This window comes from Campylobacter sp. JMF_01 NE2, from assembly GCF_027737365.1.
Lineage (GTDB): Bacteria > Campylobacterota > Campylobacteria > Campylobacterales > Campylobacteraceae > Campylobacter_B.
Window position 1 is genome coordinate 1 of sequence record NZ_JAOVTR010000002.1, and the last position, 22688, is coordinate 22688.

A 22688-nucleotide genomic window follows, 5' to 3' on the forward strand; every position below is an offset into this window, starting at 1 on the left:
TGGTTTTGCTTGGCGTGGTTTTGCTTGGCGTGGTTTTGCTTGGCGTGGTTTTGCTTGGCGTGGTTTTGCTTGGCGTGGTTTTGCGTGGCGTGGTTTTGCGTGGCGTGGTTTCGCGGGATACTGCGCCGCGTAAAATTTGGGCTAAATTTGATTTAAATTTAGCCCTTTTTGAAAACCCAAATTTTGCTTAGCAAATACCCCGTGATAGTGTAAATCGCACCTGCGATGATTTGCGAAATATAGGGATTGACGCCCAAATTTAGGCAAATTTTAAGCGTGATAAAATTTAGGCTCCACGCGATCAGCATGGAGCTAACGAATTTAGCAAATTCGGCTAAATTTGCCTTTTTGGAAGCTTGTTTGCTTTGGAAAGTGAAAATTTTATTCATCACAAACGAAAAGCAGATTCCAACGGCATAGCCGATGATATTTGAAATCTCTGGGCTAAATCCTCGCCACATTAACAAAAAGATTAGCCCAAAGCCGACGATTGTATTTAAAACTCCCACGAGCAGGTATTTTATAAGTGTCATTTTGGCTCTTTTAAATTTATTTTAAATTTTAATTGTCCTTCTTGGGTTTTAGAGTTATAAAAAATGATTAAAATTTCTTTTATATCCATTTTATCCAGTTCTACTGTGTATAAAAATTTATCGTTGTCTTTTGTGAAATTATGTATATTTTTATTTGCAAATATTTGCCCTTTTTCGCTAGTGAAATAAAATCCCAAAGAATCATCGTTTTGTCTAGCAAATTTCACAATATTTTCGCTAAATTCAAAAACATAGATATATTTTCTACTCCATTTTTGGTTGCTTTTATAAATTTTTAGATTTAAGTTTTTATCTACATTAGCATCAAAGAGCGTCATTTTGGCCAGATTACTACTAATAAAAGCATAATTTTCAGAAAGATTTAGGCTTTTAAAATTTACATCAATACAGCCATTTTTATATTGTTTTATCGTGTGAAAAATGTTGTCTTTAACCTTGATTAATGCGTCTGCTTCGCATGAACCATTGACTCTGCCAACTATCCTTGTCATAGGTCTAAATCCAAGTTGGTTTGTAGTATTGTTGGTTGAATTTAATAAAATAGATAATACTTTTAGTTTTTTTCTAACATTTTCTACTGATGGGGCGATAATTTCCCCGCTAAAATTAACTAATTGCAGATGAAGGTTATCGAATTCTAATAAATCTTGTATGGCCAAAGTCGTTCTAAAATCGACATATTTTTGCTGTTCTTGCATGGCAGAACCAAGCGAATTTGATATATATAAAAGTCCATAGGCACTATATGATATCAAAAATATTGAAAATATTTTTAGGATATTATAGGCTTTTAGACTATTTATATATCCGCTCAAAAATATGAGAATTATAGCAACATAAACACCAAAAGTAGCAATATATCTAAGGTCAAATTTAAGCTCTACAAACAGCAAATAAAAACCCATAGAGAAGATAAATCCAAAAATTAAAAATAAGATAAAGCAAAGTAGCGATTTAATACTTTTAAATTTTAAAACCGTAGCTACTATGGATAAAACTACCAAACTAGCCCCAATATACAAAAACCAAGTCGCATGCCAATCACTAAATATTTTACCGGCAAATTTTATGCAATTATTCATAACACCACCGAATAAATCATTAATGGCGAAAGTGTCGGTATTTACATGTATTTTAATAGGTTTATAAATAAGTAGTTTGAATACAATCATTGCTACAAAGTATGAAAACACACTAAAAATAGCAAAATCTATAACTTTTCTTTTATTTGAAATTTTCAAAAATACCAAAAACATAGCTATTTCTAAATATATAAAATTTACACTTTGATATGTTGTTAGCATTAGTAGTATGCATCCTACAGAGACCAAAGTAAATAAGGTTTTTCGCCCCACAAATAAAAATGGCACTATGGAAGCAAACAGCCCTACGCACATATAAATACTATCGAATTTAAAGAGTAATGATTCTAAAAAATACGGATTTAAGCCTACAAACAAAGAAGCAATGAGCGCTAAATACGAAATTTTGTTATTTATCGCTTTTGTTAAAATCATAGAGGCTATGCTTAACAAAAATATGCAAATTAAATTTTGCAATGGTGAGAAATCGAGTAGTGGTAGTCCAAAATTTAGAAATTCTGATAGATGTATTGTCATATGCCTCGATGATTTTGCCCAAAATTGATAATCCCCACTCACAGCTCTCGTATTATCATCGATATAATAAATGTTCGCTCTAATAATCGCAAACATACCAATAAAATAGAGCGTGAATATAAATCCAAAATATTTCAAAAAATTCTTATCTTTAAAAAACGAGCGAGTGATAGCCAAAAAAGTCAAATAATCAAATTTTAGTGTTCTTTTTAAATTTGCTAAATTCATAAATTTTACCTTTTAAATGATTTCTTCGACTATAAAATGCGGTCTATTTTTGACCTGTTCGTAGATTCGTGCGATGTATTCGCCGATGACGCCAAGCACGATTAGTTGGATTCCGCCGATAAATAAAATAAGAACAATTGTGGTAGCCCAACCGCTAATGCTAACACCAAAGATTAGAGTTTTCAAAATGACATAGCTTCCGTAGATAAAAGAAAGCAAACTAGCCAAAAATCCCAAAATAAAAGCTAGTCTTAGCGGGGCTGTCGAAAAGCTAACAAAGCCTTCGATAGCATAGTTAAAAAGCTTCCAAAAGCTCCAACTGCTCTCTCCTGCGATTCGCGGTTCGTGGTCGAATTCCAAGCATTTTTTCTTAAAACCAACCCAAGCAAACATTGATTTTGAAAAACGATGATATTCGTTCATTTTAAGTAGTTCAGCAACTACGCTTTTATCCATTAAGCGATAATCCGTTACTCCGCTTTCGATTTTCACACCTGAAATTCGGTTGAAAATCTCATAGAAAGCTTCGCTAAATTTGGCTTTTATTAGACTGGTTCCGGGGCGACTTTTTCGTTTGGCATAAATTATTTTATATCCGTCTAAATATCCTTTAACCATGTCTATTATAAGTGTAGGCGGGTGTTCAAGGTCTGCATCCATTAACACTATCATATCGCCCTTAGCGTGTTTAAAACCTGCTAAAATAGCCGCTTCTTTGCCAAAGTTGCGTGAAAATTTTACTAAATGCACGGCGCTATCTTTTTCGTGAAGTTCTTTGATTTTTTCTGCCGTATTATCACGGCTTCCGTCATCGACAAAGATAAATTCATACTCTAAATTTGGCAAAATTTCATTTTGAATTTGCTTTAAAACGCCAAGCGTAACTTTGTAAAATTCGTCCAAAACAAGTTCTTCATTGTAGCACGGAACAACTATGGATAGAAGTTTTGTAGAATTTTGAGTAGTTTTTTGAGGATTATTTTGCGTAAAATTCTGCTCTAAATTTTGCGAAAATTTGTTTAAATTTTCGCTTTTACTTTCTTTCTCTAAAATTGGTTTCATTTTTCGTCTTTCTTAAATTTCGTCATTTAAGCCTAAATTTCACTATCAAATTTAAAATTATCACCAAGATAGTATTTTCGCACATTTTCATCGTTTGCGACCTGTTTGGCTGTGCCGCTAGTGAGTAACTCGCCGTCTTTTATGACATAGGCTCTATCGCAAATCGCCAAAGTTTCGCGGACATTGTGGTCGGTTATCAAAATCCCGATGTCAAGCTCTTTTAGGCTTCGCACAATGTTTTGTATGTCGCTAACTGCGATAGGATCGACACCTGCAAACGGCTCATCAAGCAATAAAAATTTCGGCGTTATCATCAGGCTTCGCGCGATTTCACAGCGTCTGCGTTCGCCACCGCTTAGACTTACGCCTTTGCGCTCACGAATTGGCTCGATATTTAGCAGATTTAGCATTTCATCGACTTTTTCGGCTGCGATTTTTTTGTCTTTGTAGGTGATTTCAGCGGCAAGCATTAAATTTTCTTCCACGCTTAAATCCTTAAAAACGCTACTTTCTTGGGGCAGGTATCCGATGCCAAGTTTGGCGCGTTTGTGAAGTGGGACATTGCTAATGTCCTTAAAATCGAGCAAAATCTCGCCACTCGTGCTAGAAATCAGCCCGCAAATCATATAAAATGTCGTGGTTTTGCCTGCGCCATTTGGACCTAGCAAGCCCACGACTTCGCCGTTTTCGACCTCTAATGAAACGCCCTTGATTATCGGGGTGCCTTTGATAGTCTTTTTCAAATCTTTTACTTCTAATCTATGCATAAACTACCTCGTATTCGCGTTTGTCGCCCATGACCTTGATATTTACCACGCAACAATCCAGCTCATATTTTTCAATAAATTTTATCAAATTCTCGTCCGCCCACTCGATGATATGAAGTCCGTCTTCGAATAAATTTTCGATTAAGCCATTGTTCATCATCGCCTCGCTACCGCCGTTATACAGGTCGTAATGGTAAATTTGGCCGTAATTTTGCATGAGTGAAAATGTCGGCGAACTCACAGCAGCTGGATCTATGCCATGCGATAGCGCGATAGCCTTTGTTAGCGTGGTTTTGCCACTTGCTAGCGTGCCATTTAGCAAAATCACTCCACTGCGTGGCAAAATTTCAGCGATTTGCGAAATTTCACTCTCACCAAGCGTGAGTTTAAAGCTCTTTGACATATTTTTCTTGCTCACTTTTTGGCGTGTTTTTGGTGGCGGGAAAGCCCAGAACTTGATAGTTTTTATCTTTTTCTAAAAATTTAATGGTGATTATATCGCCGATTTTTAGGATTTTGCTAGCTTTTGCCACTGCGCCGTTGATATAGACTACGCCACTTTTGCACATATCCTCGCTTATAGCGCGCCTTTTTGTGATATTTACTGAATTTAAAAATTTATCGACTCTCATGGGCGGGATTGTAGCCAAATTCGCCTTAAAATTTGGAAATTTAGGCGAATTTAAAAATTTTAAAATTTTTATAATTAATCAAAAATTACTATTACAAAATTTGTTGTTATTAATTTTGTTATAAAGCATAAATTCATAAATTTTAAAATTCTAAACGAAAATAAAATAATAAATCCTCACAAAATTTTTCAATAAATTTTCCTTAAATTTTTCTAAAAACTTCGATAAAAACGAAGTATAATCGCTATTACATTTTATTGATAAAAATTTTCAATATATTTTAAGTTGATAATGAATATAATTTTGCCACGATTTTTAAATGCAAATTTAACGAAAGGAAAATTCCACATGAAAAAGAGCTTTTATCTTTCTTTGGCTGTGGCTGGTGTGCTTTTTGGTGTCGAAAACAACGCAACAACTCCCAAGCATAATGCGGTTGAATTCGACGAGATTATCGTTAGTGCGACCTTGACGGAGGTCGAAAATTTAAAATATCCCGGTTCTGTTGGTGTTTTGACGCCAAAGGATTTTAAATCCAAACCAAATATCGTTGATGCTTTACGCGAAATTCCGGGTGTCGACGGCGGATTGGATACAGGCAGACAGGCGGCGAAAACCATTTATATCCGCGGTTTTAGTGATGATGAGAGAATTATCATCAAACAAGATGGTGTATCTCGCTCAAAAGGGCTTTTTAGCGGTATGATTTCTACACTTCGCACGGATACTGATTTGCTTAAAAAAGCAGAGGTTGTAAAGGGGGCTAGCTCGATTTTGCATGGTTCTGGCGCGATCGGCGGCGTTATTAGCATGGAGACAAAAAGCGCGAAAGATTTTTTGCGTGAAGGTAAAGAAATCGGCGCTATGATAGGCGGCAGGATTGAAAGTAACAATATGAAAGGCGCAAGAGGCGCTGTTTATGCCAATCCTACTGATATTCCAATTGATATTTTGCTTTATGGTAAATTTGAAACTTTTGGCGACAATAAATTTGCCGATGGCGGTCGTTGGAGCGATAGTTACAAAGAAGTCGTAAAAAAAGATAAAAACGACGAGGATATCACAACGCTTTTTGCGAAAATCGGCTCTGATTTTGGCGACAGCCACAGGGTGCAATTTAGTGCTTATGATTACAAAGAAGATACGAGAATCCCGTGGCAGGCTAGATCAAATGTTTATCAAAATTTAAATGGTATTGTAAATCCCGTCACAGGCGAAATTCTCCAAAGAGATTTTATTTTTGATTACACATATAATCCAGCGCATTTGGATTATGTAAATTTAGCATTTAAAGCTTATGATTCGAAAAGCCACTATGATAGGTATTATTTAGAGGGTGCTGGGCAGGATTTAAGCTATAAAAACGAAGATGATAGATATGGATTTTCTTTGAAAAACGAGGCATTTTTCAAAACTGGGTTTATCGATCATGATTTGGTAGTGGGCGCAGAGTATCAACACAGAAAAGAAAATGCGATTTACATCTATGATGGCGTAAAAAGCGAATTTGGCGGTATGCCAAATACCCAAAAGACTTATGCTGCGTTTTTGCAAGACATCATGAAAATGGGAAATTTCGAATTAACGCTTGGCGGAAGATATGATAAATTTAAATCCCACGCTCCATACGCAGACACTGACGATAGCAGATTTTCGCCGAGGGTTGCGCTTGGAGTTGAGCTTTTTGAAGGGTTTAATTTGCTCGCTGGATATGCTGAGGCTTTCAGGGCTCCTACGCCAAATGAAGCTTCTCAAATGGGCGCAATGAATAGAATGTATTATTATGTGCCGAATTTCAACCTCGGACCAGAAACAGCCAAAGAGTGGGAAGTAGGATTTAGCTATGAAAAAAGTGAAATTATCGGCAATGATTATTTGAATTTCAAGGCTATCTATTTTGACGGAAAAATTGATAATATGATTGCGATTAAAGCTCGCCCAGATTTAGGCACTCCGCCACCAAATCGTCTAAACGATTGGGGCGCTAGCGATTTTCAACAATACGCTCAATACCAAAATGTCGATAAAGCCAAAAGATATGGTGTGGAGATTAGCGCAAATTACGCAATCGGGGATTTCAAATTTGGCGCAAGCTACGAAAACAGCAAAATTTACGACACGCAAACAAGAGAAGATTTAAAGCAATTAGCTAGCAAGCTTACCGGCTCTATTGGGTATTCGCCTATTACTGATTTGGATTTGAAACTCAAAGTTAGCCACTATTTTGATCCAAAATCAAATCCATCTAGCTTTATTTCTGGCAGGACGGAGTATTTTTATGTAGATAAACCTTTCACTATCGTTGATTTTAGTGGAAGTTATGAGATAAAAAATGGCGTTGTAGATCTGCTTGACGGGGCGAAAGTTGGCTTTGGTGTGAATAATCTTTTTGATAAACCTTATATGAACGCTGCTGTGAATAGAGATAGCTATTTGGTGGGAAAAGGTAGAAATTTCTGGGTAGATTTAGAAGTTAAATTTTAAAATTTTCATTGAACTCCTTTTTGCGAATTTGGGTAAATTTCACCCAAATTCGCTATTTTTTTACTCTAAATTTGGCTTATACCCGATATTTTCTTCAAATTCACTAAGCCTCATGTGGATTGAGCGAAGTTCCGTGATTGTCGTCCAGTTATTCGTAAATACGCTAAAACTCACGCGCACTTTATTAAACGCGTTTGCCGTTTGGATTAGCACGCCAAGCGTGATTGCCTTGGTAAAAAGCCCAGGACCCATGATGAGGTAAGGCACCATGACTAGGATTTGTGAGTATGTATTTAGCCACGCATCGAAATACAAATAGTGCAAAAATAGCTTGTGGTAGTTAAATTTAAGCTTGTCAAAAAGCGAAATAATCTTTGTCTCGCTGCCGTAGTTTTGCTTGTCTTCTTCGGCGAACACGAGCTCTTTTCGAAAGGCTGCTTCGACCTTTTGGTTGTTGTATTCTAGGCGTGGCAAATACCTGCCCACAAACCACGAAACCCCAAGCCCTCCGATACTAACGATTAGCGCAATCCAAACAAGCCCGCCTGGGATATTTTCGAGTATTGGTACTTTGACCCCTGAGCTTAAATTCCACAAAATCGGTATGAAGGCAAAGAGCGTCATAAAGGCATACACGATACGCATGCCGACATCTTCGAGCGTTTTTGTGAAACGATAAATATCCTCTTGGATACGCTGCGAGCTACCCTCGATATCGCGCTCCACCTTGCGCCAAAAGCCAATGTATGCAAATGTCATCGCTTCGCGCCATTTTAGCACCCATACACGCGTGATATATCGCTCTGCGACTACTGAGAGCACGAACCAAACAGCAATCCAGATAAAAAGCAAAATTTGCTGGTAAAATTCATCGATTGTGTGCTTGTCTATCTCGCCACCCATATCATAAAATGTCCGATACCACTCGTTAAATTTTACATTTAAAACGGTTTGAAACAAATTTATACCTAGTATGCAAAACATACCGCCCCATGCCAAAATTCGCCATTTTTTGCTTTTGAAAAATGATGAAAACATTATCTACCTTTATTGAAAGTTTATTTCAAAATCAATTTTAGCAAATTTGATATTAATTTTTATTTTAACGCCTTAAAATTTCGCAAATTTCCCAAATTTCGCAAATTTCAGAACTTTTAAACCAAAATTTAGCTAAAATCCTTGCCGTTATTTTCAAATCAAAGGAGTGGTTATGCAAAAAAGCGTAAAAAAGGTAGTTCTAGCGTATTCTGGCGGACTTGATACGAGTATTATTTTAAAATGGCTTGGCGATAATTATGGTTGCGAAGTGGTAACCTTCACCGCTGATATCGGTCAAAACGAAGACCTAGCCCCAATCAAAGACAAAGCCCTAAAACTAGGTATTAAACCAGAAAATATTTTTATTGAAGATTTAAGAGAAGAGTTTGTAAAAGAGTATGTTTTCCCTATGTTTCGCGCAAATGCAGTCTATGAGGGCGAGTATTTGCTAGGCACAAGTATCGCTAGACCGCTAATTGCGAAAAAAATGGTCGAAATCGCGCAAAAAACAGGCGCAGACGCTGTAAGCCACGGCGCTACTGGCAAAGGAAACGATCAAGTTCGCTTCGAGCTTGGTGCATACGCGCTAAAACCTGATATAAAGGTCATCGCTCCATGGCGCGAGTGGGATTTAAACAGCCGCGAAAAGTTGCTAGCCTATGCGCAAAAGCATGGTATTGATATCACCAAAAAACCGGGCAAATCACCATATTCAATGGACGCAAATTTACTTCATATTTCTTATGAGGGCTTGGTGCTAGAAGATCCAAACCACGCCCCAGAAGATGATATGTGGAGATGGAGCAACGATCCTAAAAACGCCCCAGATGAGAGCGAAATCATCGAAATCGAGTATGCTAATGGCGATCCAATCGCGCTAAATGGCAAAAAACTAAAAGCGCATGAAATTTTACACGAATTAAACAATCTCGGCGCCAAACACGGTATCGGCAGACTTGATTTAGTCGAAAATCGCTATGTCGGTATGAAAAGTAGAGGTTGCTACGAAACCCCAGGCGGCACAATCCTTCTCAAAGCTCACCGCGCGATAGAGAGCCTCACACTAGATCGTGGCGCAGCGCACCTAAAAGACGAGCTTATGCCAAAATACGCTGAGCTGATCTACAATGGCTTTTGGTTTAGCCCAGAGCGAATCATGCTTCAAAGCCTAATCGACAAATCACAAGAGTGCGTAAATGGTGTAGTTCGCATAGAGCTATACAAAGGAAATGTGATTGTAAGAGGCAGAGAGAGCAAAGATAGCTTGTTTAATGTTGAATTTAGCACATTTGAAGAAGACGCTGTATTTAACCAAAAAGACGCAGACGGCTTTATCAAGCTAAATGCGCTTAGATTTATCATCGCAGGAAAAAGCGGTCGAAAATTTTAAAATTTAAAAGGAAATTTAATGAAAGTTTTACTTATAAAAGATGTCAAAGGGCTAGGAAAAGCCGGTGAAATCAAAGAAGTAAAAGACGGATATGGAAATAATTTTTTGATAGGAAAGGGCTTTGCGCTAGCTGCGACTAACGAGGTTTTGCGCAAATACGAGGCTGGCAAACGAAAAGAAGCCGAGCTAGAAAAAGAGGAAATCGACAAAACTACCGAGCTTAAAGAGGCGTTAAAAAATGTCCGATTAAAAATCGCAAAACAAGCAGGCACAAATGGCGCACTTTTTGGTTCAGTTACAAAAGAAGAGATCGCAACTGCGCTAAAAGAGCAGAAAAATTTCGACATAGATAAAAAAGTCTTGGAAGTCGAAAATATAAAAAGTGTCGGAATTTACGATGTTTCGGCGAAATTTAAACACGGCATTGTGGCAAAATTTGAAATAGATGTGGTAGCAGAGTAATGTTTGAAGCAACTACGATTTTAGCTTACAAAGGCAAAAGTGGCTCAGTTATCGGCGGAGACGGGCAGGTAACCTTCGGAAATACCGTGCTTAAAGGCAATGCGACTAAAATTCGCAAAATAGGCAAAGACGGAAGCGTGCTAGCTGGATTTGCAGGAAGCACAGCCGATGCGTTTAATCTCTTTGATATGTTTGAAAAATGCCTTGATAACGCAAAGGGCGAACTTTTGAAAGCTGTGGTGGAATTTAGCAAAGAGTGGCGCAAGGATAAATATCTGCGCAAACTCGAAGCTATGATGCTTGTAGTGGATAGAAAAAATATATTTTTGCTAAGTGGCACGGGCGATGTCGTCGAGCCAGACGATGGTCGCCTAGCGGCCATTGGAAGTGGCGGAAACTACGCATTAAGCGCAGCTAGGGCATTGGATAGGTTTGGAATTTTAAGCGAAGAGGATTTGGTAAAAGAGAGCCTAAAAATAGCTGGTGAAATTTGCATTTACACAAACGAAAACATTAAAACTTACGCAATCTGGGACGATAAATAGATGATGACACCAAAGGAAATTGTTAAAAATTTAGATGATTATGTAATCGGACAAAAGGATGCTAAACGCACGATAGCAGTCGCACTTCGCAATCGCTATCGCCGTATGAGATTAAGCGATGATATGAGGGGCGAGGTTACCCCGAAAAATATCCTTATGATAGGCTCTACTGGCGTGGGAAAAACAGAAATCGCGCGAAGATTATCAAAAATGTTTGGTTTGCCATTTATCAAAGTGGAGGCTAGTAAATACACAGAAGTGGGCTTTGTAGGGCGAGATGTGGAGTCTATGGTGCGAGATTTGGCAGCTGCGGCTGTAAATTTAGTCAGAAATGAAGAATTTGAAAAAAACAAAGACAAAATCGACGAGTATATCGAGCAAAAAATTTTAGAAAAGCTTATGCCGCCATTGCCTCGCGGGGCTAGCGAAGAGAAAAACGCAGAGTATGCCAAAAGCTACGAAAAAATGCGTGAAAAACTGCTTAGCGGGAGTTTGGACGAGAAATTAATCGAAATCGAAATCAGCGAAAACACGCTAGAATCAAACTCAAATTTACCGCCAGAAATGGCAAATATGCAAGAAAATTTCATTAAAGTCATCGGTATAGCGACAAAAAAAACAAAAAAAGAGCTTAAAATTAAAGACGCCAAAGTTGCCCTTAAAAACGAAGCTAGCGAGAAAATTTTGGATATGGAAAGCGTAAAGGCGGAGGCGATGAGACGGGCTAGGGAAGAGGGCATTATCTTTATCGATGAGATTGATAAGGTAGCCGTTAGCTCTAACGGTTCGCGCCAAGATCCGAGCAAAGAGGGCGTTCAGCGCGATTTGCTTCCGATTGTGGAGGGTTCGAGCGTGAGTACGAAATTTGGCAATTTAGACACTGACCACATTTTATTTATCGCAGCTGGGGCGTTTCACATAAGCAAACCAAGCGATTTGATCCCAGAGCTTCAAGGCAGATTTCCGCTTCGCGTGGAGCTTGAAAGCTTAGATGAAAACGCGCTTTACGAAATTTTAACCAAGCCAAAAAATTCGCTCTTGAAGCAATACTGCGCGCTTTTAGCAACCGAGGGCGTGGAGTTAGAATTTAGCGAAAGTGGCATAAAAGCACTTGCCAAATACGCTGCTCAGGCAAACGCTCAGGTCGAAGACATCGGCGCTAGACGACTTCATACCATAATGGAAAAGGTGTTAGAAGACATCAGCTTCGAAGCCGATGAGCATAGTGGCGAAAAGGTCGTGATTGATGAAAATTTAGTCAGCCAAAAGCTAGGCGTAATCGTAAGTAACGACGATTTGGCAAAATATATTCTTTAAATTTTGCGGGAAATTTCAATGAAAAGCGGATTTGTTACACTTATCGGACGCACGAACGCTGGAAAAAGCTCGTTTTTAAACTATCTTTTGGGTGAGCAAATTTCGCTTGTCTCGCACAAAATAAACGCCACACGCCGTAAAATCAACGGCATAGTTATGCATGGGGATGATCAAATCATCTTTGTCGATACCCCAGGACTTCACGAGAGCGAGAAGCTGATGAATAAGCTTATGGTCGAAGTGGCGCTCAAAGCCATTGGGGACGGCGATTTGACGCTGTTTTTAGCGCCTGTGCATGATAGCGTGGAAAACTACGCCAAATTTGTCGAGCTAAATCCCACTGCCAAACATATCGTGATTTTGACTAAAATCGATGAAGTAAATGACGAAAAAATCGTTAAAAAACTGCTTGAATATCAAAAATTTCAAGATAAATTTGAAGCCATAATTCCAGTTAGTATCAAAAAAAATATCTACAAACGCCAAATTTTGGACGAAATTTGCAAATTTCTGCCCGAGCACGAGTATTTTTACGATCCTGAAATTTTAAGCACTACAAATGAAAAAGATATTTACCGCGAATTTATCCTGCAATCTATTTTCGAAAATACCAATAGCGAGGTGCCGTATTCGAGTGATGTTTTAATCGAAAAAGTGATAGAAAAGCCAAATTTAATCTCAATTTATGCTCAGATTATTACCGACACAAACTCTCATAAAGAAATTTTAATTGGCAAAAATGGTGAAACAATTAAGAGAATAGGAATTAGAGGAAAAAAAATAATTTCCGCCTTTAAAAACATTAAAATTTACTTAAAGTTAATAGTTTTGGTAAAAAAAGGGTGGAAAAATGATGAAAATGGCGTAAAAAGGCACTTTATCTATTGACATTTCATTTTATTTTTATTATTATTCGTAGATATTTAATTTCATTTAAAGAAGTGGAGTGTTATGGCAAGAAATAGTAAAAATGCTACTTCGGTTGTTGCAATCAACAAAGTCACGCAAACCATATTCGGTCTAAGTGAAAATGAAGTTTTTGAACACGATTTTTCTAAATCAAATCGTGCGAAAGAGACTTACATTTCTTATGTACCTTATAAGGATGTAATGACAACAACGGTCGAAATAAGCAAGACTGTCGCGGATGACGATTTGTTAGACACTATCGTCGTTAAGGTTTATGAGGAGCTAGGTCTTGACACTGCTCTGGATTATAAAATTACATATAGCGAAGTTATCGGTGCTAATAGCGATGATAGAGTATTTAATGTATTCGTCGTCGATAACACAAAATTAACTGCTGAATTTGATGCTATCGCAGCTCGCACAAATTACATCGATTATGTCGCTATGGCACCGTTTCTTTACGAAAATCTCTATGCTCGTGGAATTTTGACAAGAGACGGAATTGATTGTTTTGTTTATCTGCAAAGAGATGACGCGTTTTTGGTCGTCTATCAAAACGGTGAATATTTTCAATCAAGACAGCTTAGATACAATCTCAAATTCTTGCACGACAAATTTTCTGAATTGGTCGGAAATAGAATGGAAGAGGCTGAATTCTTTAAATTACTTGCAACACAAGGTATAAATTTAGAAAATCCAGCTGAGAGAGATTATATGATTCAAATTTTCGATGATATGTTCTACTATATCAACGATGTTTTGAACGGTATATCTAAGGTCTATAATATAAATATTCAAAGTATTTATATCGGCACAGATATCGGCAAAATCCCTGCTATCGAGGTTTTTGTAGAAAACAATCTAAAAATCGACTACAAAGATTTCAATTTTAGCGTAGCGATTAATGCGAAAGATTATCCGCTTACTCAACTAGATACTTTGATGTTTTTAGCTGGACAACAATACTTGGCTGAGCCAGATGATGATCACAACTACTCACCATTTATGCGCCCACCACCATTAAATCAAAGATATAGCGGTAAATTGATTGGCTATGTTTTGGGTGGTTTATTGCTTGGTGCTGCTTACCCTGCATATCAATTCGGCTATGGTTATTACAACAATATGATAGCCGATGAGAAAACAACAGAATATCAAGGATTAGAATCAGAGCTTGTCCCTGCAAGAGCGCAAGTCAAAGAAGCAAAAGAAAAAACTGCCAAAGTCAAAGAGGAATTTGGCGTAAGAAATAAAGATTTAGGCGATCGCAGTAGTTTGATTAACGAAATTTTTAGTAAGAAAAATGAGTATGCTATGAAAGGTATGTCTGTATTTGACCTTACTAATATGATTGTTAAAAACAGAGGAAAATTGGTAAGAATAGGCAACGATGATAGAAATATCACCGTAGAAGTTCATACTAAAAATGACAAGCAAATGACAGAGTTGCTAGAAGATATAAGCCAAAAAGCAAAATATGGCGTATATACTGAAACAATCGTCTTGCAAGGCAAAGATGACAGTGTCGTCTATGATAGTAATATAAGTGTGGAGGTGCGCTAATGAGAAAAAAAGGTTCATTAGATCAAATTGATGAATGGTTTGCAGCCAAAGGCAATGGTGCCAACAACTACTTATATTTAGGTTTGATTTTGGCGGCAGTTATTGCTTATTTTGGATTGAGTACATATTCTGCGCCATATTTGGAAGAAAGTGAGAGCAATTTAGCTAGTGCTGCCCAAAAACTAGAAGATTCTCAAAGAGAGTATGATACTGACTTTAACAGCAACCCTGCTGGCAAAGTTGCACAAGAAAGAGCTACTTTAAAACGCGAAGAGACAAATTTGGAAAATGCTGTTAATAAAATCAACTATTTAGATGTAAAATTGACAGAGATTTCAAAGCTAACATACAATGAGAAAAACTGGGCTACCTTTATGGATAGTTTAACAACACTGGCCGAGAATAATAATATCAAAATTCATAGCATTACTAGCTCTAAAAAAGAGCCAAGTGCTAAAAATGTATTCAAGCCAGAAGCATTGTTGAATATCGATGTTAAATTTGAAGGTGCTTTTCAAAATGTTGTTAGATATGTAAATTTAATTGAACAATCAGAAATGATTGTAGATGTTAATAAGATGGATATCAGTGGCACCGAGGAAGGTAAAATTGGTGGCACGGTTGGTATGTCTATCTGGGGAGTGAATTACAAATGAAAAAGATAATTTTATGTTCGTTTGTTTTGTCTAGTGTGCTTTTTGGAGCAGATGAGCCTAAGGGTCTATCTGATGAAGTAAGAGCATTTCAAGATAGATATAATGGTATGTTTGCTAACCTAAATAAGCCAAGAGTGGGTCTTAGTGATTCTCAAATCGCATCTTTGCCAGATCCATTTTATCCGCGTGAGGCTAATACTGGTCCTGCTGAGCCTGTGGTGAAAAAAACAGAAGGTTTAGGTTATCAGTTGCTTGGTATCATGGGCAATAAAGTTAAATTAAATGACAAATGGTATGGACTAGGTGATTATATCGGTTCATATAAAATTGTCCAAATAACTGGCAATAGCGTTATTGTCGCTAATAACGAAGATAATAAAATCGAATTAAAACTAAAACAAGGAAATCAAAATGTCACTATTACATACAAGTAAGAAACTTAGCTTAGCTGCTATGCTTGCATTATCGCTTGGTGTCACAGGTTTATCTGCTGCTTCAAACTGCGATAGAAAGGCTTTGAATATTAAGGTTAATGATGTTGTAACGCTAAATGAAATGCTAACACAATTATCTGATATGTGTAGATTTTCTGTCGTTGCAAAAGATGCTATGGCACAAGAAGAGCTTGCAAAAGAGCTTCAAGGTGTTAGCATTAAAGATATGTCATTAAGAGAGGTTTTTGATTTATTGATCAAAGAAAACAACCTTAGCTATGATTACTCGAACAATGTTCTTAAAATTTCTGCATTAGAGACAAGGACATTTAAGGTAGATTATATCACTTCTGTAAGAGAGGGAGTGGCTACTACAAAAGCCTCTGTTGATTCATCTCCTATCGAGGTAGGTGATGATATTGATGATGCTAAATTAGATGATAACAAAATCACTTCTACTGAGAAATTTGATTTTTGGGAAAAAATCAGTGATGATATCACTAGTATTTTAAATAACGGCACAGAAAAATATGTAGCCGTAGCTCCTATTATCAATCAAAATGCTGGTTTGATTACTGTAACTGCTACAAAATCTCAAATTGCTCGTGTTGATAGCTATTTGAAAAGTATGCAAAAACGCCTTGGCAGACAGGTTTTGCTTGATGTAAATATTATTTCTGTCGAGTTGCACAATGAATACACAACAGGTATCGATTGGAGTAAATTCCAACTTGGTTTCAATACTTACATAGACAATGCTGGAACAGCTAGTTTGTTTAATTTCGGAAATTCAGTTGGCAGAACTATTACAAATGGCACTGGCGGTAATGCTGCATTAAATGTCGGAACTACTACTGGCGGTACTACTAATCAATGGTCTGGCAAAACAAGCACTAGCAACGGTGCTTGGGCTATCGGCGCGAACTTGAATTTCAGCATTGATGGTATGATTAACTTCTTGGAGACTAAGGGTAAAACAAAAGTTGTATCTAGCCCTAAGGTAACTACTATGAATAACCAACCAGCGATTATTTCTGTTGGTGATACTATCAACTATTTATTGCTAGAAAGCGCTACTTCTCTAACTGCGGCAAGTGATGGTAGCTCTGTCACATCTGATCAAACACAATACTCTATTTTTATCGGTATTTTGTTAAATATCTTGCCAGAAATTTCAGATGATAATAGAATTATGCTTAGAATCAATCCGTCTTTGAGTAGCTTTAAATACGCAGAAGATGATGTGAAAACTAGCACACCTAGAAATATCGCTCCTGATACACTTCAAAAGAAACTTTCAAGTGTAGTTTGGGTTGATGATGGTGATACTGTAATCCTTGGTGGTTTGATTGGTCAAACAAAATCTAAAAATAATACTAGAGTTCCGATTTTGGCTGAAATTCCTCTTGTAGGAAATTTATTCAAAAGCACAGCTGATGTTTTAAGCACAACTGAGCTTATTTTTGTCGTAACTCCGCATATTATCGACAATACAGGCGCTCCTTTGGCTACATCGCTAAAAGAGCTTGGTTACTCAAAATCAATTTATGAAAAATAATGAGTAACACTTATACCTCTATTAAAGAGATATTTATCGAAGATAACGAAGTCTCAGACTTCGTTAATCTCGATAAATCAACTCTTGCATACCATAAAATTTTAAATGCCCTACAAAAACCGCTTAAACTGATTTTGTTTTATGGCAAACCAGGTTGCGGAAAGACCTTTTTGCTAAATAAAATCAAGGTCGATTTGGAAAAAAAGGTTAAGGTTGTATTTGTGCCACAACCTTTTTTTGATGAAAAAGAGTTTTTTTTAGAGCTATATTCTCAAATTTTCCACTCTAACCCAGTTGCGCCAATCGATAACTACGAAAATTTTATGAGAGTTTATCGCGAAAGACTTGGGATTACAGGTGGAGGTGCAGCCGTGGAGCAGGTGGTAATCTTGCTTGATGAAGCTCAGCTTTATCCTGGAAATTTGATTGAAAAAATTAGATTAATGGCGGATTCTAGGTTATTTAAATTTTTATTTACAGTGCATAAAACAGATGAGGAAGATCGTCTTGCCAAAGATTATTTTAAAACCAGAATTTGGGAGAGTATAGAGCTTCCAAACTCAAATTTAGGCGAGGTGAAGCTGTATATAGAAAAAAAATTAGTTTTTCATGGTTTTCAACAATATTATTTTATGTTTAGCGATGACAATTTTGATTTAATCCTAAATTTAACTGATGGAAATATGAGAAACATAAATAAATTAATGTATAAAATGTATGAGCTGTTTGAGTATTACGAGGCAAATAAGCCAACAGAGATTAGTTTTGCTCAAATCAATAATAAAATCATAGAAATGGCGGCCATTGGCACAGGGATAATCGATGCTTGAATTTTACGAAGTTAATGAATTAGAAAAAAAATGGGAAGAATACAACAAAAACAAAAAGCAATTTTCCTTTTTGAAATCTAAGCCAAATTTTGTATTTAAATTTGACAAGACGATTTTAGGGCTTTTGGCTTTGATTTCTATCGCGATTGGCGCGATTTTTTGGTTGCTTAAAGACGACGACAAAGTCAGCATGGCTAGCATAAACGAAAATATCCAAAATGAACCTGCCATAAGCGATGTCGTGCCAAACCCTGCGCCGCAGGTCCAGCCTACCATAAATACTGCTCCGCAAACTGAGGTTGCCGCGCAAAATAGTGAAATTTCGCGCGCAGATTATAATATCAGCGCCCCAGCAAACGATACTAACCGAGCGCAAAATGTAGAACGCCCAAGCCTAAATATCAACGATGTGGGCGTGCTATCTAGCGAGGATTCTGGCGGTTTTAAGATCACAAACACATACGAAAATTCTGCCAATAACCAAAATTTTGCTAACCAAAATTTTGCAAACGGGGGATTTAATCAGGGTTTTAACCAGGCTAACAATGTGCCAAATTTTAACCCAAATGCTCAAAATTTCAATCAGCCGATGAAAAACGAGATTATTGATTTTGGTAAGGCTCCATTACCACCAAAACAAAATGTCGCTTCTAACGCGCCAGCCCCTGTAAATAGGGCTCCGATTAGTTCTCGCCTTGAAATTCGCACTTCAAATTTAAGCTCTGAGCGACAGAGTTTGGAGAGTAAATTTTATGCGACAAATAAAATCGAGTATTCACTTTCCTTGGCCGAGGAAGCTTATAATAAAAAAGATTATGACAATGCGATAAAATGGGCTTTAACATCAAATGAGATTGATAAAAACAATATTAATAGCTGGATAATTTTTGCCAAAGCTAATTATAAAAAAGGTCGCAAAGATGACGCTATTTACGCGCTAGAAACATTTAATTCTAAGGCTAAAAATGGCGAAATTGCGAATTTAATAAATCAAATCAAAAGCGGTGCGCTATGAGAGTATTTTTATTTTTAACGCTAATTTTGGGCTCTGTTTTCGCTGTCAATGTCGATGATGTGCGAAACTGGGATCAAATCGGTCAATATAATAGAATTTGCCAAGAAAGCGTTAGAAATCTCTTTATCGAGGAGCAAAACGAGGCGCTAGCAAACACTTACGCGAAAGCTTGCCTAAAAATGGATAGGGTAAATGAGCTAGTCGTGCCAATGGTAATGCTGTATAAAACAAAGGAAACTAGGGAAAATGCCTCTTTGTATTCGACCATAGTTTTCCAAAAGAAAATGCTTTATTTAGCGCTTTGCGACGGCGTGGATATTTCGTATATCAGAACGCCGAAGATTAATTATATTTTGTCTGAAATTTTTGATAAATTCGTAGAGAAAACATACACCAAAAAAGGCGATGCGTATGTTTTTACCCTAGATGACGGCGAAAAAGCCGAGCTTTTTATCAAAGAAGAAGAGGGAGTAAAAAAAATGGTGGTGGCAATCTATGCCGGTGAAAAACTTAGCTCGATTAAAATTTATTGGTGATTGATATGACAAAGATAGAAGAGCAGATTGTTTCAATTCTAATAAAAAATAATGTCCTAACCCAAGCTATCGTCCCTGAAATTCAGGAGAAAATGGATATTGGTTTGACCCTTGGCGAAGTTTTGGTCGGCGACAACTATTTAAGTCAAGAAAATTTTTGCTTGATTTTAGCTGAGCTTTACAAACGCAGACAGATCGATTACGAAGATGTCCGTGAGAAATTTTCAATCGATCAAAAAGAATTTTTGCAAGTTTTGGCTAAAAAGCAAAATTTAACCTATATGAATTTAGACGATGTTGATATCGATTTTAAACTATCTGAGCGCGCTCCGATGGCGCAACTTAAAAAATTTGGCGTAATTCCTGTAAGGGCGGACGATTTAAATATCTATGTTGCGTTTTCTGATCCATTTAATATGGAAGCTCAGGATAGAATTCAAGCGATTTTTAACAAACACCTTCTAAAAATTGTCGTAGCCGATCCAAATCAAGTAAATAAATATATGTCTAAACTCGAACTTTCCGAGAGTATCAAAGATTTGGTCGCTACTATTAGAAAAGAGCTTGCTAGCACGGGCGGTAGTGGCACAGGCGATGATACATCTGCGATTTTGCAGCTTATCGAGATGATTGTAAAACAATCAATCATTATGCGCGGTAGCGATATTCACATAGAGCCTACTGAGAATAACTGCGTCGTGCGCACCAGAATTGACGGTATGTTGCAAGAAATTTTTATTTTTGATAAAGACATTTATCCGCCACTTGTGAGCCGTTTGAAACTGCTTTCAAATATGGATATCGCAGAGCGTAGAAAGCCACAAGACGGCCGTTTTTCTATGACGATTTCTGGGCGCGAATACGATTTTCGTATCTCGACACTGCCTATTATCAATGGCGAATCTACCGTTATGCGTATTTTGGATAAATCCAAGGTTATCATTAGCCTTGAAAAGCTTGGTATGCACCCAGAAAGCTTTAAAAAATTCAGCAATGCAATGCACGCACCGTATGGCATTATCCTAGTTACTGGACCAACCGGTAGTGGTAAATCAACCACACTATATGCGGCACTAAACGATGTCAAAAGTGTCGATACAAAAATCATTACCGTTGAAGACCCTGTTGAGTATCAGGTAAATTTAATACAACAAGTCCATGTTAATGAAAAAGCAGGCCTTACATTTGCGTCGGCTTTGCGCTCGATTTTGCGTCAAGACCCTGATATTATAATGATCGGTGAGATTCGTGACCAAGAAACGCTTAGAATCGCGATTCAAGCGGCTCTTACTGGACACTTGGTCTTTTCTACACTACACACAAATGACGCTGTTAGTGCGATACCAAGAATTGTAGATATGGGAATTGAGAGTTACTTAATCAGTGGTGCGCTTATTGCGGTCGAGGCTCAACGCCTTGTGCGCAAGCTATGCCCGCACTGCAAACAACCGACAAATGTGCCAAAATCTATGCTCGATCAGTTAAAAGAATTTTTACCTGAGCAGTATAAATTTTTCAAAGCAGTTGGTTGTGATCAATGTGGTCAGACAGGTTATATGGGTCGTGAGATGATAAGTGAAATTTTGCCTATTACAGATCGTATGCAAAGCCTGATTGCAAATGGTGGCTCGAAAGACGATATGAGAGCTTTGGCGAAAGAGGAGGGCTTTATCGATATGTTTGAAGACGGCATTATTCGTGCAGCTCGTGGAGTAACAAGTATAGAAGAAATTTATAGGGTGGCTAAACAATGAAAGATTTAAATGTAAATATGAACGCTGGTGGAAAACGCCAGCAAATGCGACTAAAAGTCAATAACAAGGTCAATGCGAACAACCTAATGAAACAACGCTCAGGCGGTTCGATTTCTAGACGCGCTCAAACGCAAAATTTGGGTAATATCACAGGCGATTTTAAAACCCAAGTAAGTCGTTTAATGGGCGGTAGTGGCAAGGTAAAAACTCTGCCATTAGTTGCTGCTATTAGACAGCTTTCTGTTATGACAAACGCTGGTATTTCTATCCACGACTCTATTAAAGAGGTCGCAAGAGCGACAGAGGATAAGACGCTAAAAGGCATTTTTAGCGCGATGAACGATGACCTTAATGCAGGTCTTAGCCTTACTGAATCAGCGGAGAAATTCCGCCCACAACTAGGCGATGTCGTCGTAGCAATGGTAAGCCTTGGTGAGGCCACAGGTAATATGGCCGAATCACTTGCTAAGCTAGCTTCTATGCTTACTGAACTTTACGAAAACCAAAGAAAATTTAAAAAGGCTATGCGCTATCCGATGACTTTGATGATTGTTATGGCGATAGCATTTACGATTTTGATGATGTATGTTGTGCCTAAATTCCGCGAAATTTTCGAAGAGCTCGGCGCAGATTTGCCACTTCCTACAAGAATTTTGCTAGGAATTGAAAGTGCGCTTAGCAATTATGGTGGCTATATTTTGCTTGGTATCATCGTTACGATTGTGGGTCTTAAATGGCTCTATAAAAACAACGATCAGTTTAAAATCGGCTGGGATAGGGGAATTTTAAAGGTTTATTTGTTTGGTAAGATTATTTTTTACTCTACGATGTCAAGATTTATGCTGATTTTTACCGAGCTAGTTCGCGCTGGTATTCCTATCGCAGATGCCCTTGATACGGCTGTTTTGATGGTCGATAACCACACGCTAAAAGAAAAACTTTCAAGCGTTAAAATCGCTGTTCAACAAGGTGTTAGCCTAACAGAGGCTTTTGAGAATACTGGACTTTATGAGAGTATGCTTATCCAGATGATTAGCGCTGGTGAGCAGGCTGGTAACCTTGATAAAATGCTTGGAAATGTCGCTGATTATTACAAAGAGAAATTTGACGATATTATCGATAATATTTCTAGCTATGTTGAGCCGATTATGCTATTTTTCATGGCTGGTATGGTATTGCTACTCGCTCTTGGTATCTTTATGCCAATGTGGGATTTGGGAAAAGCTGTCAAAAACTAAAACAAAATCCGCGTCCAAATCGGGCGCGGATTTATCTCAACTTCGTAAAATTCTAGTTTTCAAATAAAATTTTAACCTTAAATTTGCTAAAATTGCG

Annotated in this window: 23 protein-coding genes; 16 read left to right on the forward strand and 7 right to left on the reverse strand. The window is 37.5% G+C overall.

Annotation, left to right across the window (positions count from 1 at the left end; genetic code table 11):
- Positions 1 to 191: hypothetical protein (locus OFO01_RS03245; protein ID WP_270875517.1), on the forward strand; the 191-nt coding region annotated here is incomplete at its 5' end.
- Here the strand turns inward: OFO01_RS03245 and OFO01_RS03250 are convergent.
- The 6 genes from OFO01_RS03250 to OFO01_RS03275 are packed head-to-tail and all read right to left on the reverse strand — an operon-like array spanning position 159 to position 4862.
- Positions 159 to 533 carry a GtrA family protein gene (locus OFO01_RS03250; RefSeq protein ID WP_270858750.1) on the reverse strand — a complete coding sequence of 125 codons (375 nt, stop codon included), beginning with the start codon at positions 531 to 533 and terminating at the stop codon, positions 159 to 161. The genes OFO01_RS03245 and OFO01_RS03250 overlap by 33 nt on opposite strands.
- Complete coding sequence (locus OFO01_RS03255; protein ID WP_270858751.1) at positions 530 to 2401, reverse strand: glucosyltransferase domain-containing protein; 1872 nt, start codon at positions 2399 to 2401, stop codon at positions 530 to 532. The genes OFO01_RS03250 and OFO01_RS03255 overlap by 4 nt, the downstream gene beginning before the upstream one ends.
- 12 nt (positions 2402 to 2413) lie before the next feature.
- Positions 2414 to 3463, reverse strand: a complete 1050-nt coding sequence (locus OFO01_RS03260; RefSeq protein ID WP_270858752.1) for a glycosyltransferase family 2 protein — start codon at positions 3461 to 3463, stop codon at positions 2414 to 2416.
- 32 nt (positions 3464 to 3495) lie between these two features.
- Positions 3496 to 4230 (reverse strand): LPS export ABC transporter ATP-binding protein, encoded by a 735-nt coding sequence (gene lptB, locus OFO01_RS03265; RefSeq protein ID WP_270858753.1) that lies wholly within the window; start codon positions 4228 to 4230, stop codon positions 3496 to 3498.
- Positions 4223 to 4633 (reverse strand): tRNA (adenosine(37)-N6)-threonylcarbamoyltransferase complex ATPase subunit type 1 TsaE, encoded by a 411-nt coding sequence (gene tsaE / locus OFO01_RS03270; protein WP_270858754.1) that lies wholly within the window; start codon positions 4631 to 4633, stop codon positions 4223 to 4225. Before tsaE ends, lptB begins: the two co-directional genes overlap by 8 nt.
- Positions 4617 to 4862, reverse strand: coding sequence for an RNA-binding S4 domain-containing protein (locus OFO01_RS03275; protein WP_270859213.1), 246 nt, complete (start codon positions 4860 to 4862; stop codon positions 4617 to 4619). Before OFO01_RS03275 ends, tsaE begins: the two co-directional genes overlap by 17 nt.
- 348 nt (positions 4863 to 5210) lie before the next feature.
- On the opposite strand from OFO01_RS03275, the gene OFO01_RS03280 reads away from it, so the two are divergent.
- Positions 5211 to 7346 (forward strand): TonB-dependent receptor domain-containing protein, encoded by a 2136-nt coding sequence (locus tag OFO01_RS03280; protein WP_270858755.1) that lies wholly within the window; start codon positions 5211 to 5213, stop codon positions 7344 to 7346.
- Positions 7347 to 7406: 60 nt separating this feature from the next.
- On the opposite strand, the gene OFO01_RS03285 is transcribed toward OFO01_RS03280, so the two are convergent.
- Positions 7407 to 8384 carry a putative transporter gene (locus OFO01_RS03285; RefSeq protein ID WP_270858756.1) on the reverse strand — a complete coding sequence of 326 codons (978 nt, stop codon included), beginning with the start codon at positions 8382 to 8384 and terminating at the stop codon, positions 7407 to 7409.
- Positions 8385 to 8556: 172 nt separating this feature from the next.
- On the opposite strand from OFO01_RS03285, the gene OFO01_RS03290 reads away from it, so the two are divergent.
- From OFO01_RS03290 to OFO01_RS03355, 14 genes are all read left to right on the forward strand, one after another.
- The gene (locus tag OFO01_RS03290; RefSeq protein WP_270858757.1) at positions 8557 to 9774 is read left to right on the forward strand and encodes an argininosuccinate synthase; all 1218 of its coding nucleotides are present in this window, start codon (positions 8557 to 8559) and stop codon (positions 9772 to 9774) included.
- 18 nt (positions 9775 to 9792) lie between these two features.
- Positions 9793 to 10236, forward strand: a complete 444-nt coding sequence (gene rplI, locus OFO01_RS03295; protein WP_270858758.1) for a 50S ribosomal protein L9 — start codon at positions 9793 to 9795, stop codon at positions 10234 to 10236.
- Positions 10236 to 10781, forward strand: coding sequence for an ATP-dependent protease subunit HslV (hslV, locus tag OFO01_RS03300; protein WP_270858759.1), 546 nt, complete (start codon positions 10236 to 10238; stop codon positions 10779 to 10781). The genes rplI and hslV overlap by 1 nt, the downstream gene beginning before the upstream one ends.
- Positions 10782 to 12098: an HslU--HslV peptidase ATPase subunit gene (gene hslU / locus OFO01_RS03305; RefSeq protein WP_270858760.1), complete on the forward strand. Its 1317-nt coding sequence runs from the start codon at positions 10782 to 10784 to the stop codon at positions 12096 to 12098.
- Positions 12099 to 12116: 18 nt separating this feature from the next.
- Positions 12117 to 12986: a GTPase Era gene (gene era / locus OFO01_RS03310; RefSeq protein WP_270858761.1), complete on the forward strand. Its 870-nt coding sequence runs from the start codon at positions 12117 to 12119 to the stop codon at positions 12984 to 12986.
- A gap of 63 nt (positions 12987 to 13049) precedes the next feature.
- Positions 13050 to 14570 carry a hypothetical protein gene (locus tag OFO01_RS03315; RefSeq protein ID WP_270858762.1) on the forward strand — a complete coding sequence of 507 codons (1521 nt, stop codon included), beginning with the start codon at positions 13050 to 13052 and terminating at the stop codon, positions 14568 to 14570.
- Complete coding sequence (gene pilO, locus OFO01_RS03320) at positions 14570 to 15226, forward strand: type 4a pilus biogenesis protein PilO (protein ID WP_270858763.1); 657 nt, start codon at positions 14570 to 14572, stop codon at positions 15224 to 15226. Before OFO01_RS03315 ends, pilO begins: the two co-directional genes overlap by 1 nt.
- Positions 15223 to 15660: a hypothetical protein gene (locus tag OFO01_RS03325; RefSeq protein WP_270875518.1), complete on the forward strand. Its 438-nt coding sequence runs from the start codon at positions 15223 to 15225 to the stop codon at positions 15658 to 15660. The genes pilO and OFO01_RS03325 overlap by 4 nt, the downstream gene beginning before the upstream one ends.
- Positions 15638 to 17218 carry a pilus (MSHA type) biogenesis protein MshL gene (gene mshL, locus OFO01_RS03330; RefSeq protein WP_270858765.1) on the forward strand — a complete coding sequence of 527 codons (1581 nt, stop codon included), beginning with the start codon at positions 15638 to 15640 and terminating at the stop codon, positions 17216 to 17218. Before OFO01_RS03325 ends, mshL begins: the two co-directional genes overlap by 23 nt.
- Positions 17218 to 18048: an ATP-binding protein gene (locus OFO01_RS03335; protein WP_270858766.1), complete on the forward strand. Its 831-nt coding sequence runs from the start codon at positions 17218 to 17220 to the stop codon at positions 18046 to 18048. The genes mshL and OFO01_RS03335 overlap by 1 nt, the downstream gene beginning before the upstream one ends.
- Positions 18041 to 19063: a tetratricopeptide repeat protein gene (locus OFO01_RS03340; protein WP_270858767.1), complete on the forward strand. Its 1023-nt coding sequence runs from the start codon at positions 18041 to 18043 to the stop codon at positions 19061 to 19063. Before OFO01_RS03335 ends, OFO01_RS03340 begins: the two co-directional genes overlap by 8 nt.
- Positions 19060 to 19599, forward strand: a complete 540-nt coding sequence (locus tag OFO01_RS03345; protein ID WP_270858768.1) for a hypothetical protein — start codon at positions 19060 to 19062, stop codon at positions 19597 to 19599. Before OFO01_RS03340 ends, OFO01_RS03345 begins: the two co-directional genes overlap by 4 nt.
- Positions 19600 to 19604: 5 nt before the next feature.
- Positions 19605 to 21353 carry a GspE/PulE family protein gene (locus tag OFO01_RS03350; RefSeq protein ID WP_270858769.1) on the forward strand — a complete coding sequence of 583 codons (1749 nt, stop codon included), beginning with the start codon at positions 19605 to 19607 and terminating at the stop codon, positions 21351 to 21353.
- Entirely contained in the window at positions 21350 to 22591 is a 1242-nt protein-coding gene (locus tag OFO01_RS03355) for a type II secretion system F family protein (protein WP_270858770.1), read from the forward strand. Before OFO01_RS03350 ends, OFO01_RS03355 begins: the two co-directional genes overlap by 4 nt.
- The last annotated feature ends 97 nt before the right edge of the window (positions 22592 to 22688 follow it).